Source organism: Psychromonas hadalis ATCC BAA-638, from assembly GCF_000420245.1.
Taxonomy (GTDB): domain Bacteria; phylum Pseudomonadota; class Gammaproteobacteria; order Enterobacterales; family Psychromonadaceae; genus Psychromonas; species Psychromonas hadalis.
This window is the reverse complement of record NZ_ATUO01000021.1, coordinates 1-15,442: the sequence shown is the minus strand read 5'-3', so window position 1 is coordinate 15,442 and position 15,442 is coordinate 1. Positions and strand designations below refer to the sequence as shown.

At 37.4% G+C, this 15,442-nt stretch carries 14 protein-coding genes and 1 pseudogene; 7 read left to right on the top strand and 8 right to left on the bottom strand.

The window, feature by feature from the left end; genetic code table 11:
* Positions 1-361: 361 nt before the first annotated feature.
* Genes G322_RS0104430 through rsmF form a run of 4 tightly spaced genes read left to right on the top strand, consistent with a single transcriptional unit; the run spans position 362 to position 5,749 of the window.
* Positions 362-955 carry a paraquat-inducible protein A gene (locus G322_RS0104430; protein WP_022940601.1) on the top strand — a complete coding sequence of 198 codons (594 nt, stop codon included), beginning with the start codon at positions 362-364 and terminating at the stop codon, positions 953-955.
* On the top strand, positions 952-1,614 hold the full coding sequence (locus G322_RS0104425) for a paraquat-inducible protein A (protein ID WP_022940600.1): 663 nt from the start codon (positions 952-954) through the stop codon (positions 1,612-1,614). The genes G322_RS0104430 and G322_RS0104425 overlap by 4 nt, the downstream gene beginning before the upstream one ends.
* Positions 1,607-4,276, top strand: coding sequence for a PqiB family protein (locus tag G322_RS0104420; RefSeq protein ID WP_022940599.1), 2,670 nt, complete (start codon positions 1,607-1,609; stop codon positions 4,274-4,276). The genes G322_RS0104425 and G322_RS0104420 overlap by 8 nt, the downstream gene beginning before the upstream one ends.
* Before the next feature lie 27 nt (positions 4,277-4,303).
* On the top strand, positions 4,304-5,749 hold the full coding sequence (gene rsmF, locus G322_RS0104415; RefSeq protein ID WP_022940598.1) for a 16S rRNA (cytosine(1407)-C(5))-methyltransferase RsmF: 1,446 nt from the start codon (positions 4,304-4,306) through the stop codon (positions 5,747-5,749).
* 165 nt (positions 5,750-5,914) lie between these two features.
* Here rsmF and G322_RS0104410 read toward each other — a convergent pair whose 3' ends face one another.
* The 4 genes from G322_RS0104410 to cysS all read right to left on the bottom strand — a co-directional run bounded on the left by G322_RS0104410 (position 5,915) and on the right by cysS (position 11,497).
* Positions 5,915-7,315 (bottom strand): undecaprenyl-phosphate glucose phosphotransferase, encoded by a 1,401-nt coding sequence (locus G322_RS0104410; protein WP_022940597.1) that lies wholly within the window; start codon positions 7,313-7,315, stop codon positions 5,915-5,917.
* Positions 7,316-7,392: 77 nt separating this feature from the next.
* Positions 7,393-8,631: a UDP-N-acetyl-D-mannosamine dehydrogenase gene (wecC, locus tag G322_RS0104405; RefSeq protein ID WP_022940596.1), complete on the bottom strand. Its 1,239-nt coding sequence runs from the start codon at positions 8,629-8,631 to the stop codon at positions 7,393-7,395.
* A 30-nt stretch (positions 8,632-8,661) separates the two neighbouring features.
* Entirely contained in the window at positions 8,662-9,783 is a 1,122-nt protein-coding gene (gene wecB / locus G322_RS0104400) for a non-hydrolyzing UDP-N-acetylglucosamine 2-epimerase (protein ID WP_022940595.1), read from the bottom strand.
* Between the two features lie 325 nt (positions 9,784-10,108).
* Complete coding sequence (gene cysS / locus G322_RS0104395) at positions 10,109-11,497, bottom strand: cysteine--tRNA ligase (protein WP_022940594.1); 1,389 nt, start codon at positions 11,495-11,497, stop codon at positions 10,109-10,111.
* A 127-nt stretch (positions 11,498-11,624) separates the two neighbouring features.
* On the opposite strand from cysS, the gene G322_RS0104390 reads away from it, so the two are divergent.
* Both G322_RS0104390 and G322_RS0104385 read left to right on the top strand, forming a co-directional pair.
* Positions 11,625-12,119, top strand: a complete 495-nt coding sequence (locus G322_RS0104390) for a peptidylprolyl isomerase (RefSeq protein WP_022940593.1) — start codon at positions 11,625-11,627, stop codon at positions 12,117-12,119.
* 1 nt (position 12,120) lies between these two features.
* A complete protein-coding gene (locus tag G322_RS0104385; RefSeq protein WP_022940592.1) occupies positions 12,121-12,852 on the top strand; it encodes a UDP-2,3-diacylglucosamine diphosphatase in 732 nt (243 codons plus the stop codon).
* Between the two features lie 73 nt (positions 12,853-12,925).
* Here the strand turns inward: G322_RS0104385 and G322_RS24755 are convergent, their stop codons facing one another.
* From G322_RS24755 to G322_RS24665, 4 genes are all read right to left on the bottom strand, one after another.
* The gene (locus tag G322_RS24755; RefSeq protein WP_028866408.1) at positions 12,926-13,177 is read right to left on the bottom strand and encodes an AMP-binding enzyme; all 252 of its coding nucleotides are present in this window, start codon (positions 13,175-13,177) and stop codon (positions 12,926-12,928) included.
* A 103-nt stretch (positions 13,178-13,280) separates the two neighbouring features.
* The gene (locus tag G322_RS24750; protein WP_425413886.1) at positions 13,281-13,763 is read right to left on the bottom strand and encodes an AMP-binding protein; all 483 of its coding nucleotides are present in this window, start codon (positions 13,761-13,763) and stop codon (positions 13,281-13,283) included.
* On the bottom strand, positions 13,723-13,890 hold the full coding sequence (locus G322_RS24745) for an AMP-binding protein (RefSeq protein ID WP_425413885.1): 168 nt from the start codon (positions 13,888-13,890) through the stop codon (positions 13,723-13,725). Before G322_RS24745 ends, G322_RS24750 begins: the two co-directional genes overlap by 41 nt.
* A 388-nt stretch (positions 13,891-14,278) precedes the next feature.
* Entirely contained in the window at positions 14,279-14,437 is a 159-nt protein-coding gene (locus G322_RS24665; protein WP_342662412.1) for a hypothetical protein, read from the bottom strand.
* Positions 14,438-14,660: 223 nt separating this feature from the next.
* On the opposite strand from G322_RS24665, the pseudogene G322_RS24740 reads away from it, so the two are divergent.
* Positions 14,661-15,442 (top strand): annotated as a pseudogene (locus tag G322_RS24740) (transposase); the annotation flags it as partial.

Genomic DNA, 15,442 nt, shown 5'->3' with positions numbered 1-15,442 from the left:
CCTCTTCTTTTTATTTTGTTATTTCAATTATTCATGGTTATATATACAGTAAATGTTTTTTGTGAAAAATGCAACTTTTGTTAGTATACTCAAGGTTTATAGCCGTTATCATTCAAAGTGCAAAATTCAGCAAACGATGAGCTGAACAGATTCTAGGCAGAAAGCTGAAGGTCTAACTGATTCAATCGATACTTTCTAACGAATTGTTAAATGCTGGCATTTAATCAATATCGATAGAGGATTAATCTCTCGTAAGGTCATCATACTGCGCCTTGCCTTAGTGTCCGAGCTGACGACTGAATAAAGCACCTTGGTTGGTAACGGGTAGAATTAACCCAACTTATTAATAGAAACTTATTGAATGAAAACAATCATCTGTCGACATTGTGATATGACATCTGAGATTCCAGAGATGAAAATGGGCCATGTAGCAAAATGTATTCGTTGTGATCGGGTTATCTATAAAAATAGCTGGTGTAACCCTGCGGGGTTATTTGCACTTTGCTTAACGGCACTTATGATGACCATACCCGCTTTTAATTTACCTCTATTTTCAATACATCTGCTTGGGATCACGGAAGAAACTAACCTTTTGCAAGGTGCAATGATGATGATCGATAGCGCGCCTCTGGTCTCTTTTGTGGTTATTCTTTGCGCGGCAATAGCGCCGACTCTACTTATTTTAAGCATTGCAATTAGCAGTGGTTACTTAGCGATTAACTACAAGTCGACTTATTTACCTAAGCTGTTTAAAATCACACGTCTACTAATACACTGGTCGATGTTAGAGGTCTATATGGTTAGTTTAATGGTGGCTATTTTTAAATTGATGAATTATGCCGATCTCTATCTCGGTTTAGGTTTCTATTTTTTTGTCGGTTTACTGCTATTAAACATGACTATTATCAGTAACTATAGTAATCATAAATATTGGGAAAAATATCAAAGCTTATGAAAAAGGTAGCGATAGCAGGGAAAACGGGCAAAGAGCAAGCATTACAAGTTTGCTCTGTTTGTGGAAACTATAGTGAACATAACATGGACACAACACAGTGCCCGGTCTGTCATCAAAAAATTTCACTGCGCAAAAAAGATAGCCTGCAAAAAACATGGGCATTATTAATTACAGCACTCATCTTCATCATCCCAGCCAATATTTATCCTATTACTTATCTACTTAAGAACAATACTCTCTATCCTGATACTATTTTTAGTGGCATTATTTCATTGCTAGAGAGTGATATGTTCGGCATTGCACTGATTGTTTTTGTCGCTTCAATTGTGGTGCCGGTTTTAAAACTTGTGGCACTTATTTTTATCGCTCTTTCTGTGCAACTGCACTGGAAATTCTCGGCAAAAAAACAGTTACTCATTTTTACTTTTGTAGACTGGGTAGGTCGTTGGTCAATATTAGATCTATTTATTATCTCCATCATGGTTTCGGTATTTGATAAAGGCCACCTACTCTCCGTTTATCCTGGGGTAGCAGCCTCCTCTTTTACGATAGTGGTGATCTCTACCCTCTTTGCAGCCAATAGCTTTGATACACGTTTAATTTGGGATTCTCAAGAGAATCAAAACAATAAACTTCAGGACAATGAATATAATGACTGAACACATTTTAGAAAACCAAGCAAAATCAGTGAATATTCGCTCAATCTCCCCTATCTGGTTTTTACCTATTGTGGCGGCTATTTTAGGCTTGTGGATCCTGTTTGAAAACATTACCCATGCTAAAACAACCATTAAGATACATTTTGAAAATGCAGAAAGTATCATCGTCGATAAAACCCGTGTTCGTTATAAAGGCGTTATCGTTGGCACTGTAAAAAAAGTAGAACTTGATAGTAGCAATGGCGTAAACGTGATGGTTGAGATTGAATCTCATGCTAAATTTATGTTACGTGAAAAAACACAATTCTGGTTGGTCTCCCCTAAAGCCTCTCTTACCTCTATCACAGGTTTGGATACACTTTTTTCGGGCAGTTATATTAACCTGCACCCGGGCAGTGGTGATGATGTTTCAAATTTTACCGCTGTTTCAGAGCAGCCCATCACCATTCCAGATAATGCGCTTTTGGTTAATCTAAAAAACGAAAATGCAGGTTCAATCAGTGTTGGAACACCACTTTTTTATAAAAAAATAAAGGTTGGTGAAGTGGTCAGAGTGCGCTTAGATAAAAGTGATCAGTTTATTAATATCAACGCTTTTATCGACAAAAAATATAGCCACCTGATTAAAGAGCAGACCAAGTTTTGGAATATCAGTGGGTTAAGTGCCAACATTTCTCGCACTGGTTTCGATTTTAAGCTTGATAGTATCAGTTCGCTGATTGCAGGTGGTATTACCTTTAGTTCACCCCGAGAGAGTAAAAAAATATCAGATAATAGCCCTTTTACGCTTTTTGATAATATCGACAAAAGTAATGCAGGAATTAATATTGAGTTGGTTTTAAATAATATAACTAACCTGCCTAAAGGAGCAGGCATTCTTTTTAAAGGCCACGGTATTGGCCGTATCACCGATATTCAATACTCGCTAGAAAAAAAGCAGTTTATTGCACATGCCACCATTAATCCGCAGTTTAGTGAGATGATAAATGCAGGTTCGCAGTTTTGGTTAGAGAGAACTGCCCTGTCATTTTCCAGTATTAAGAATATTGGTAACTTAATAACAGGGGATTACATCGGCTTTTCGCCAGCGGCAAAAACAGAACAAAAACAAAAAACACAGCACCGTTTTATCGTGCAACAAACCGCAACGCCACTTTCACCTGTATTATCATTACTATTATTAACCGATGATGCGACAGGCCTTAATGCGGGCGACCCTATCTCTTACAAAGGGCTTAAAATAGGTAATATTAACCAGCTTAACTTTGCAAAAAATGGCAAGTTTATTGAAGCAATTATCCACATCAACCATCAATACCAGTATTTAATCAATACCAGTAGCCAATTTTATCTGTTAAGTGGTGTCAATATTAAGGCATCTTTAAAAGGGCTTGAGATTCAAGTAACACCATTGCAAAACTTACTCACTGGTGGGATTGGTTTATACAATAAATTCCCAGTAAAAAAATCAAAAAAAATCACGTCTATCAACAAAAATACGCGCTTTCGTTTATACCCCTCCAAAGCGATGGCAAAACTCGGCAAGAATGTATTTAGCAAACCCCTGTTCGTTTCTTTGCTCAGTGAACAACTTCCTTCTATTAGCGAAGGCTCACCTGTTTATTATCATAAATTCCCTATTGGTGAAGTGAGTCATTTCGCCATTGATGAGTCGGGTTTGATGCGCACTACACTCGCGATTAAAGGCCAATATAAACACCTTATTAAAAAAGAGAGCCTATTTTGGAATATCAGTGGCTTTAAAATAGATGCTGGTTTATCGGGCATAAAAATAGAAGCCGCGTCATTGCTTTCTATTGCAGCGGGTGGCATTGCGGTTGATAGTGCGCCGAGCAATGTTAATAATCGCTTTAAAAATGGTGCTTATAAACTCTTTAATAGTTATCAAGATGCAACGCAACCCCCGAAAAAAATAAAACTTATTTTTGATGAGGGTTATGACTTACAAGTGGGCACTAAACTGCGCCTAAAAGGGTTAGTGGTAGGTAAAATAAGTGCATTAAAATTGAATAAGAAAAATCACGTTGAAGCGAGTGTGGACATTAACCCACAGTTTGTAAAACAGGTAACAAAAGAAGGTACCCGTTTTTGGATCATTCGCAGCGAGATATCACTCTCTGGCGCTAAAAACTTAGGCACACTAATTAGTGGTATTTACCTCAACGTATTACCCGGCAAAGGTAAATTAACCACCCTTTTTAAAGGAGAAGGTGCAGCCCCCACACTTGCGAATAAAAACATTGGTTTAGCCCTTATTTTAGTCGCCGATAATGCAGGCTCAACAGACATCTCAAGCCCTGTTTACCACCGCCAAATTCAGATAGGTGAAGTGATAGATAAACAGCTAAGCAACGATGCTTCAGGCGTTGAGATAACCCTTAATATCTACCCTCAATACGCACACCTTATTCGTAAAAACTCTATTTTTTGGCCCGCTTCAGGGTTTAATTTAAATATTGGTATTACGGGTGCAAGTCTTAAATCAACGTCGCTTACCTCGCTTATTAAAGGGGGGATTAATATGAGCACTGATGATAATAAAAAACTGCAAAAAGTTGCCGATGCATTTAGCCATTTTAAACTTAAAAAAGAGTTTAAAGAAAGATGGTTAACTTGGACGTTAGCGATTCCTAAACCTTAAAAACAATAAATAAAAATAGTGAATACAATGGAAAACAATAAACTGCTACCCCAAATTTTTATCGATAAAATGAAAACAATATTACCAGAGCATCTTTCACTGCAAGACTTTGTAAACAGTTGCCATCAACCATTACGTCGCGCTATTCGCGTCAACACATTAAAAATATCCATTGAAGACTTTAAAAAACGCGCGACTGAACATAATTGGAAACTCACTCCAATCCCTTGGTGCTGTGAGGGATTTTGGATAGCAATAGAAAATGAAATTACCCCTTTAGGTAACAGTTTTGAGCATTTAGCAGGACTATTTTATATTCAAGAAGCCAGTTCAATGATGCCTGTTGCGGCCCTCTTTCATTTTCTTGAAGCAACACCGCAGACGACACTATTAGATGCAGCTGCTGCACCGGGATCAAAAACCACACAAATAGCGGCTAAAATGGACAACCAAGGGCTGATTATTGCCAATGAATTTTCTTCAAGTCGCATCAAGATGTTACACGCGAACATTCAGCGTTGTGGTATAAAAAATGTGGCACTCACCCATTTTGATGCAAAGGTATTTGGCAGTTGGCTACCGCACACTTTTGATGCGATTTTATTGGATGCACCTTGTTCGGGTGAAGGCACCATTCGCAAAGATAAATCGGCAATGAAAAATTGGAAGCAACAAGCAATTGATGATATTTCATTAATACAAAAGGGATTAATTGAAAGTGCTTTTCATGCTTTAAAGGTGGGAGGCATATTAGTCTACTCGACTTGCACATTAAGCCATGAAGAGAATCAAGATGTCTGCCATTTCCTAAAAAATAGCTTTCCTGATTCCATTGAGTTTTTAGATCTTAACAATCTATTCCCCGATGCAAATAAAACACGTACTAAAGAGGGTTTTTTACATATTTGGCCACAGGTTTATGACAGTGAAGGTTTTTTTGTCGCAGCACTGCGTAAAACAGCTAAAAGTAACCCTGAACTTGCTAAAAAACGCTTAGGTCGATTGCCATTTATTCGCCCTACGCGTCAAAAAGAGTCGGAGCTTTACGACTATTTTAAAAGGCAATTTGGCATCACTCATATTGATGGCATGTTGTATCAGCGCGACAAAGAATTTTGGTTATTTCCTGATAATATCAAACCACTGATGAACCAGATTCGTTTTTCTCGATTAGGGATAAAAATTGCAGAAGAGTTTGGTAATGTACGTAAAAATGGCTTTAAAACGCAACATGAATTTATAACGGCTTTTGAAAAACAGGCAAGCAAGAATATTATTGAACTCGATGCCTCACAGGCAAAAGCATATTACCAAGGTAAGGACATTAGGGGCCTTGAAACAGAGGGGGCATCAGGTGAAGTGTTAGTGAGTTACCGTGGTCAAGTAATTAGCCTTGGTAAAGCGCTTAATAACCGCCTTAAAAATAACTTACCTCGAGAATTAATTCGCGATAATAACCTGTTTGAATTTTAATTTAAATTTTAACAAGAAGCCTCAAATTGAGGCTTCTTTATCAATATCTTTGCCAGAATGGAAACCACCCCATTTCGGCTGACTTTTTTGCCTGTAAGCATTTTATTTATATTGATGTAAAATTCCATTTTAGGCTTAAATCAAAATTGGCGAAGGTATTGTTTATTAATAAGCATTTTTATTAATAAAACCTTTAAAAATAGTAGCAAATATAATTTTTAAATCCAACAAAATAGACCAATTACGAATATACTCTAAATCAAACTCGATGCGTTTTTCCATCTTATTCAAGGTATCTGTTTCACCACGCCAACCATTTATTTGTGCCCACCCGGTAATGCCCGGTTTCACTTTGTGGCGTAACATATAAAAATCAACCAAATGTCGATACTCCTCATTATGTGCAACCGCATGAGGTCGAGGGCCAACAATAGACATATGTCCTTGTAATACATTGATAAACTGAGGTAATTCATCTAATGACGTTTTGCGTAATATTGCACCTAGTTTAGTAATACGAGCATCACCTTTTGTCGCTTGCTTAACCACTGCACCGTTATCCGCCACCGTCATAGAGCGAAACTTCCAAACATTAATCGCTTTACCATCTAAACCATAACGTTTCTGCTTAAAAAATACAGGACCTTTAGAATCAAACTTAATAAGTAATGCTATCAATAACATAGGAATAGTAATTGCGATAAGAATAAGTGCACCTAGCACAATGTCTTCAAACCTTTTCGCCAATGATGCAAGACCACTCATCGGAGATTCATAAACACTAATGGTCTGAATATTACCAACATAGCTAAGGCGCGCATGTAAAAGATTAAAGGTGAAGAAATCAGGTACTAAATGTACATCTACCGTAGTATCACCAAGTGAACGTAAAATCAGCTCAATGCGTTTTTGAGCGGCTAAAGGCAAAGCGATATACACGACATCAAATTTCCCAGCGCGAGCTAACTCAACGCCGGTATCGACTGAACCTTGTAAATTGTTTTTATACTTTTCAGGTAAGCGTTTTACTTCCCTGTCATCAAAAAAACCATCCAGTGTAAAACCCGTTTCGGGGCGATTGATAAATTCGTTAGCAAGGCGGATCCCCGAGGGAGTTAAGCCAAAAATAGCGACACTACGCGTATTTAAACCCATACGACGACGTTTAAAAATATACAAACGAAATAACAATCGCCATGAAACTAAAACAAGCGCTGAGCAGAGAAACCAAAAACCGATCACCACACGTGAAATATCAACACTTGTTTTACTAAAAAAGAGATACAGTGCCACGCAAAACACACCACTTGCCCAACTTAAAAGTGTATACAAAGCTAAACGAGAGGTAATACCTGTACGCCATGATCGGTACAGTTGCACACTTTCAGCAAACAGAAAAAAAGAGATAGATGCGATTAATCCAAGCATGATGTAAGTATCAGTCAATGTGGCATTATAGAATCTGATACAGATTAACAACAATGCTTGAATCACTATGAAATCAATAAAACGATACAGTCCAGAAAACTGATTAATGTTATCTTTTACATAACTATTCTGTGTCATGTGCTTCCTTTAAATACATGTAAAATAGAGAAAATAAAGAAAAGGTGCAAAAACCTTCCACTCTATTCTCTAATAAGCTAAATAATACCGCGTGTATCAATCACAACTTTCGTTGTAAATTGCGTGCTATCAGCCGCTTTAAACTCTTTATGGTCAACAAGCACAACCACAACATTAGCAACCTCTAGCGCGGCTTCTAATGTTGCCAATTGAACACCCTCTTTGCTAAGATTTTTAGGGAGGCTCTGAATATTTGGCTCTACCGCAATAATATCTCCAATATTGCGTATTGCTAACTCTTGTACAATTTGCAGTGCAGGACTTTCACGCAGATCATCAATATCTGCTTTAAATGCAAGGCCTAAACATGCGATAACTGGACGTTTGAATTCATCAGCGACTTTTGTTATTTGATCGATAACATAAAATGGTTTGGCATCATTAGTTAAGCGCGCTTGACGAATAATATTTGCTTCTTCTGGGCAACTATCAACAATAAACCACGGATCAACCGCAATACAATGACCCCCTACACCAGGACCTGGATTTAAAATATTGACACGAGGGTGACGGTTAGCAAGTTTCACTAATTCCCACACATTGATTTTTAGTTTGTCACAAATAACAGACAGTTCATTAGCAAAGGCAATGTTCACATCACGGAATGAGTTTTCTGTTAATTTAGCCATTTCAGCAGTACGTGCATTGGTGATGATACATTCACCACGAACAAATGTTTTGTACAGTTCAACCGCCTTTTCGCTACAACGATTAGAGATCCCACCAATAACGCGATCATTAGAAACTAACTCTTGTAATACATAACCGGGTAATACACGCTCAGGACAATGCGCAATATTGATATCTGCGGTATCCCCTTTATCTTGTGGGAAGCTCAAATCAGGACGCGCCTCTTTAAGCCAACCCGCTAATTTTTCTGTCGTACCCACGGGAGAGGTTGACTCTAAAATAACTAAGTTACCCTTTTCAAGTACCGGTGCAATCGTTTTAGCAGCTGCTTGAATATAAGAAAGATCAGGAGAGTGGTCTTCCTTAAAAGGGGTTGGCACCGCAATCATAAAGACATCGGCAACTTCAGCTTCGGTAGTAGCACGCAATTTTCCCGTCATCACCACAGCACGAACGACGATATCTAAATCAGGTTCAACAATATGAATTTCACCTTTATTGATGGTATCAACCGCTTCTTGGTTTACATCCAAACCCACTACATCCATGCCTCGTGATGCGATAACGGCGGCGGTAGGTAGACCGATATAACCTAAACCAACCACTAATACTTTTTTAATCGACATTTTATTTTCCTTAATTTTTACTGATTTTGATTAATCTGCTAATAACGCTTTTACAATTCGAGCACATGCTTGTCCATCACCATAAGGGTTGTGTGCTTTTGCCATGCTGTTATATAACGCTTGATCATCGAGTAATGCTAATGTGCTTTGTGTAATGCACTGTGTATCAGTGCCAACCAATTTAACCGTACCCGCTGCAACGGCTTCAGGGCGCTCTGTGGTATCACGCATAACCAGTACCGGTTTACCTAAAGATGGGGCTTCTTCCTGTACACCACCTGAATCAGTGATAATGAGGTAACTACGATTCATGAGATAAACAAAAGGCAAATAGTCTTGTGGCTCAATCAAAAATACATTATCAAGGCCAGATAAAATGCGATTAACAGGCTCACGTACATTTGGGTTCATATGCATTGGATACAAAATTTGTACATCAGGTCTAGCGTTAGCAATATTCGCTAGCGCCTCACAGATACGCTCAAAACCACCACCAAAACTCTCACGGCGATGCCCAGTTACTAAGATTAATTTTTTGTTTTCATCTAAGAAAGGGAAGCTTTTAGCCAGTTCAGCGCTAACATTTTTATCGCCATCTAACTTTTCTTTTACCCATAACAATGCATCTATCACCGTATTACCTGTAATGATGATGCGATCATCGGCTACATGCTCTCGAATTAAATTGTCTTTTGAACCCTGTGTTGGCGCGAAATGATAATGTGTTAACACACCTGTTAATGTACGATTTGCTTCTTCTGGCCAAGGCGAATAAAGATTACCCGTGCGCAATCCTGCTTCCACATGGCCAATTTTTATCTGCTTATAAAATGCAGCTAAAGAGGCAGAAAAGGTTGTCGTTGTATCACCATGCACCAATACAAGATCAGGTTTAAAATCATCAAGTACTCCCTTTAAACCTGATAAAATATTACCAGTAACATCAAACAGATCTTGTCCTGGCTTCATAATATCTAAATCATAATCGGGGATAATTTCAAATAGATTTAACACTTGGTCTAACATTTCACGATGTTGTGCGGTCACGCAGACTCTGCTTTCTAAATTTTTTTCAGCCGCCAGTTTGTGGACAAGTGGTGCCATTTTAATCGCTTCTGGACGCGTGCCAAAAACCGTCAGTATTTTTTTCATTTGATATAAAACCTATTGTTTTAATTAATATGCTGAGTGCAGGAGAGGAAGAATTCAATAGGAGAGATGGAGCGTTAAATTGCGAAGTTTCCATTTCTGCATTTTGTAAAAATCATACAATCCGTGTGTGGTAATGCGAAGTTAAAAAATAAGTAAACCTCTTTCAAGTCACAATTCAACAAAAATATATTTGTAATGTATTTTATTGACTTTAGAGCGACTTGTCACCTTTTTCTTTAAAACGCAGAAGATTTATTATGAATGGTTGATAATGAAGTGAAAATCATTAAAAGCGCATTTACACTCATCGCTTACGCATATTATACTACTGCTTACGCCACGTAGTGCCATTTGCACCATCTTCAAGTACGATGTTGAGGGCGCTTAGTTTATCACGCGCATCATCAGCACTTGGCCAATCCTTATTAGTACGCGCATCGTTACGCTGTTTAATAAGCGCTTCAATTATTGCAACTTCGTCACTTGATTCGTCACCTTGCATAAACTGATCAGCATTTTGATAGAGTAACCCGAGCACATTTGCCAGTGTCACTAACAACGCTGCAAGTTCACAAGCCTGTTTTTTGTCCGATGTTTTTAGACGGTTAAGCTCTTTGGTGAGATCAAATAATACCGCTAATGCTTCTGGGGTATTAAAGTCATCATCCATTGCACAACAGAATTTTTGATAAAAGTGATTGTTTTTATCAATTTCAACATTGCTCATATCGATATCACGAATAGCAGTGTAAAAACGCTCTAAGCTTGCACGCGCTTGTTTGAGATTATCTTCAGAATAGTTAAGTTGACTACGGTAATGACCAGAGATCAAAAAGTAACGCACTGACTCACTGTCATACACTTCTAACACATCTTTGATAGTGAAAAAATTATTCAATGACTTAGACATTTTCACTTTATCAACCTGCACCATACCTGAATGCATCCACGTATTTACATATTCACCGTGATGCGCACAGCATGATTGTGCGATTTCATTTTCATGATGTGGAAAAGATAGATCAGAGCCACCGCCATGAATATCAAACACGGTACCTAAATGTTTATTGTTCATCGCTGAACACTCAATGTGCCAACCTGGGCGACCTTCTCCCCAAGGAGAAATCCAAAATGGCTCATCAGGTTTTGCCATTTTCCATAATACAAAATCAAGAGGGTTATTTTTACTCTGTTTTTCTTGTGCATCAACACGTGAGCCGGCTTGTAACATCGCTAAGTTTTGACCGCTGAGTTTGCCGTAATCTGCATAACTTTCTACTGAAAATAGCACATCACCATTCATCGCCACATAAGCATGCTTTTTAGCGATTAAGGTTTCAATCATAGTAATAACTTCAGGCATATGATCGGTCACACAAGGCTCTAAATCAGGACGCAACATATTTAAGGCATCAAAGTCTTTGTGCATCGCTTTTGTAAAACGTGTGGTCAATTGATCGCACGTTTCACCATTTTCGTTTGCTCGTTTAATAATTTTATCGTCAACATCAGTAATATTACGAATAAAAGTCAAATCATAACCGCTGAAGCGTAGGTAGCGTGCCACAGTATCAAAAGCAACAAAAGTACGCCCATGACCAATATGACAATAATCATAGATGGTAACACCACACACATACATGCCCACTTTGCCTGCAATAATAGGTTTAAATTGCTCTTTTTGTCTTGTTAGTGTGTTGTATATCTTTAACATTACTCTTCCATCTATAAACGAAATAAAAACAGATTCTAACCTACACAAGTAACAAATTCACCCTTTGTATTTAATGAATTAACGGGATCAGGTATGATAGCGTTTTTTATAAGAACAGGATCTGATAATGATTACGTTACACACAAACTTTGGCGATATTAAACTTGAATTAAATGAAGAGAAAGCCCCCAAAACGGTTGCTAACTTTATTCAATACGCTGAATCAGGTCACTACGACAACACCATTTTCCACCGCGTGATTGATGGTTTCATGGTACAAGGTGGTGGTTTTGCATCAGGTATGGAAGAGAAAGAAACCAACAAACCCGTTAAAAATGAAGCAAACAATGGTCTTTCAAACAAAAAGTATTCGATTGCAATGGCACGTACTATGGAGCCTCATTCTGCTTCTGCGCAGTTTTTTATCAATATTAACGATAATAAATTCTTAGATTTTAAATCAGAAACAAATGATGGCTGGGGTTACTGTGTATTTGCAGAAGTAGTTGATGGTTTTGATATCGTCGATAAAATTAAAGGTGTTGCAACAGGCAACTTTGGTTTTGTTCACCAAGATGTTCCGCTTGAAGATGTATTCATCACTCATGTAACGGTTGGTTAATATGTCAACGCTCTTTATTGCTGATCTACATCTTAGTGAGAATCACCCGAAAATCACTGACGCATTCTTTTCATTTTTAGACACAAAAACTAAAAATATTGATGCATTATATATTTTGGGTGACTTGTTTGAGGTGTGGATAGGTGATGATGAGCATACAAGTTTGATGGATAACATTGCGCAAAAAATGCGCGACTATTCGGTCAATAATGATATCCCTATTTTTTATATTCACGGTAATCGTGATTTTATGATTGGTAAACGATACGCAACACAATCCACCATGCAACTTCTTCCTGAACATCATGAGATAGATTTGTATGGTAAAAAAGTATTGTTAATGCACGGCGATACACTCTGTTTAGCCGATAAAAATTATCAGAAAATGCGTAAAGTGATTCGTAATCCTTTTTTACAATCTATCTTTAACCTATTGCCATTACGCTTTCGTAAAAAAATGGGTTGGAAAATTAGAACCGCAAGCCAATCTAAAAAACGCTATAAAAACAGTAATATGATGGGTGTGACACAAGCTGAAGTAGAACGCTTATTATTAAAACATGGTTGCCAAACCCTTATTCATGGGCATACACATCAAGTTGCAGAGCATCAATTCGAGAGAGATAATAAATCTTATCAACGTTTTGATGTAGGTGATTGGTTTAATAGCTACAGTTACCTTGAAGCAGATAAAAATAGCCTTAAGTTGCACATTAAAACTATCGCTCTTTAAGCAAACGTTTTAGCACCTTACCGATATTATTCTTCGGTAATTCCGTCACAATCTCAACCTGTTTTGGTCATTTTTAAGCGGTTAAATAATTTTTACAGTGGTTCTTTATTGTTTCAATGGTAATTGAATGATCCTTTAATACCACGAATAATTTTACCTTTTCGCCTGTTTTCTTATCTTCAATACCGATAGCAGGACTCTCTAAAACACCTGTAAGTTTGCTAACACCCCCTTCTATTTCGTTAGGGAAAACATTAAAGCTAGACACTAAAATCAACTCTTTTTTACGATCAACAAGGTGTAAAAATCCTGCTAATATCACCACTTTAAAATCAGCCCTCTTTTAAAACATAATCTGTTTCTTGTTGATTATTCTAATAAGCAGACATCACTTGTGGACCTCTTATCTCTATCTCTCCCGCTTGATCCTAATTTTCAACAATAAGCCCATTTTCTAAAACAAGGCGAATATCCGTACTCGGCAGAGGTAAGCCAATACTGTTATTAAAAGGAAAGTTAACACTGACCATCGGTGCACACTCTGTTACCTCAATCACAGTACAACCAGTGAGTTTTTTCCAGTCATTAGCGATACTTTGTTGTGTTGCCATGCCACCCGCTAAGGTTACTTTTAGATGACTAAAATCAACACTGTTGATTAACGGAGATTGCAAAAGTGTATTAAACAGGGTGTTTAACCCCGTAAAATAATGAAATGGTTGTTTTTTAAGTATTTTAATAAATGCAGGAATATCACCTGGATTGGTGATCAATATATTACTGTTGCCTTTTTTTATAAAAAACAGACAGTTCACGGTTAATGAAAAAGTGTGATAAAGAGGCAGTGCAGTGACAATGCTTCCTCCTTTCTCACGGATTGAATAGCCCTTCTGCTTGTTGCAAGCTTGCAATCATATTAGCGTGCGTTAAGGTAGCATCTTTTGATATGCCCGTTGTTCCACCTGTATACTGAATAAATGCGATATCTTGTTTTTTGATGATCGGTCGAATATATTGACCTTGGACGCCTAACGCCATCATTTCTCGGTAACGATGAGCATCGGGCAGTTTATACTTAGGTACCCTTTTTTTATATGCGTAATAAAAAAATTAACCATATTACGCTTTAGTCGTGTTAATTCATCCCCTATTGAAGTTAGTACAACGTGTTTCAGTGCCGTTTGCTTTACTATTTTCTTTAAGGTTGAGGCGAAATTTGAGAGGATGAAAATAGCTTCTACACCTGAGTCTTTAAGTTGATGTTGTAACTCGGTTGCTGTGTACAGAGGGTCGACCACTAAACCTGCACGTAACACCCCTTAATATGCGATGGGATACTGCACATCATAATCGCAACCCGTGCCCCCTGCTTTAATTTTAATATTTGCTGCAGATAAGTCGCTACATATTGTGATCGTTTATCAAATTACTGATAAGTCAAATTTTTATCCATACTGATAAAAGCACACTCTTTTGCATAGTGTTGAAAACTATTTTCAAAAAGATCAACCAATGAGCTAAATTCTGGTGTTGGTATTGTTGGCGCACAGTTTTCTGGATAATTTTTTAGCCGAGGTTTGAACATAGTGAGACTTAAAATAGTGGATTATACCAATCAGCCTAAGTATTTGGTCATTTTTGCTTGTTAAAAAGTTAATATCTTCGCTGCACTCAATCGCAATAACCAGCTATTACGCAATCGTGTGCCTTGCTCTTAACTATTTTCCTACGCAAATTCTGACCACTTTATTAACTGATGTTACGCAGTAATACTAACCTTTCATTTTAAAAACAGCTAAAATGAAGCGATGAATAAAAACAAAAAAATATTTAAGCTGTACATTGATTATCTTGTCACCTCATTTAGTTACACAACGGCAACAGGCTTATCTAACCTTTTAGCTGGAGAAATTAGCCACGATTAAATTACTCGCTTTCTTTCACACAAGCAGTTTAGCTCAGCAGATTTGTGGCAAAATGTAAAAAAAAGTACGTGAAATAGAATCTGATGAAAGTGTATTAATCTTTGATGATACTGTTCAAGAAAAGCCTTATTCCAGTGGAAATGAGCTTATTAACTGGCACTTTGATCATACTGTTGGTCGTTCTGTGAAAGGTATTAATTTGCTAATGGAACGAGCCTCCAGTTGCCTTTAAACTAATAACGAAACCGATTCAATACTCTGACATTTCCACGAGGAAAATAAAAAGAAAAAGTGAAACAACTAAGAATGATGATTTGATTGAGATCCTCAAAGCATGTAAACAAAATAAGTTAAAATGGCGTTATGTATTGGCTGACAGTGGGTTTTCATCCATCGGTAATATGAAATTTATCCATGATAAAATATTTTTTATTGGCACTAAAAAGCAATCGCTTAATAGCGCTTAGCAAAGAAGATAAATTACAAGGGCGCTTTCAACGCATTGATTCATTAGATTGGTCAGACACTCCAATTTACGGTTGGGTAAAAGCAATGGATATTCTCGTTGTTTTACATCGACAAACCTTTAAAAACAAAGATGGCAGTGAAGGGTATACTATTTGATTAGTAATGATGCAGAGCTAGATAAAGACGCCATAGAAACG

What these genes read in the sequence shown, in the direction of transcription:
- G322_RS0104385 (WP_022940592.1), top strand. Translation starts at nt 12,121, where the DNA reads ATGTCAACGCTCTTTATTGCTGATCTACATCTTAGTGAGAATCACCCG.
- G322_RS0104410 (WP_022940597.1), bottom strand. Translation starts at nt 7,315, where the DNA reads ATGACACAGAATAGTTATGTAAAAGATAACATTAATCAGTTTTCTGGA.
- cysS (WP_022940594.1), bottom strand. Translation starts at nt 11,497, where the DNA reads ATGTTAAAGATATACAACACACTAACAAGACAAAAAGAGCAATTTAAA.
- wecB (WP_022940595.1), bottom strand. Translation starts at nt 9,783, where the DNA reads ATGAAAAAAATACTGACGGTTTTTGGCACGCGTCCAGAAGCGATTAAA.
- G322_RS24665 (WP_342662412.1), bottom strand. Translation starts at nt 14,437, where the DNA reads ATGTTCAAACCTCGGCTAAAAAATTATCCAGAAAACTGTGCGCCAACA.
- G322_RS24745 (WP_425413885.1), bottom strand. Translation starts at nt 13,890, where the DNA reads ATGGCGTTAGGCGTCCAAGGTCAATATATTCGACCGATCATCAAAAAA.
- G322_RS0104430 (WP_022940601.1), top strand. Translation starts at nt 362, where the DNA reads ATGAAAACAATCATCTGTCGACATTGTGATATGACATCTGAGATTCCA.
- wecC (WP_022940596.1), bottom strand. Translation starts at nt 8,631, where the DNA reads ATGTCGATTAAAAAAGTATTAGTGGTTGGTTTAGGTTATATCGGTCTA.
- rsmF (WP_022940598.1), top strand. Translation starts at nt 4,304, where the DNA reads ATGGAAAACAATAAACTGCTACCCCAAATTTTTATCGATAAAATGAAA.
- G322_RS0104425 (WP_022940600.1), top strand. Translation starts at nt 952, where the DNA reads ATGAAAAAGGTAGCGATAGCAGGGAAAACGGGCAAAGAGCAAGCATTA.
- G322_RS0104420 (WP_022940599.1), top strand. Translation starts at nt 1,607, where the DNA reads ATGACTGAACACATTTTAGAAAACCAAGCAAAATCAGTGAATATTCGC.
- G322_RS0104390 (WP_022940593.1), top strand. Translation starts at nt 11,625, where the DNA reads ATGATTACGTTACACACAAACTTTGGCGATATTAAACTTGAATTAAAT.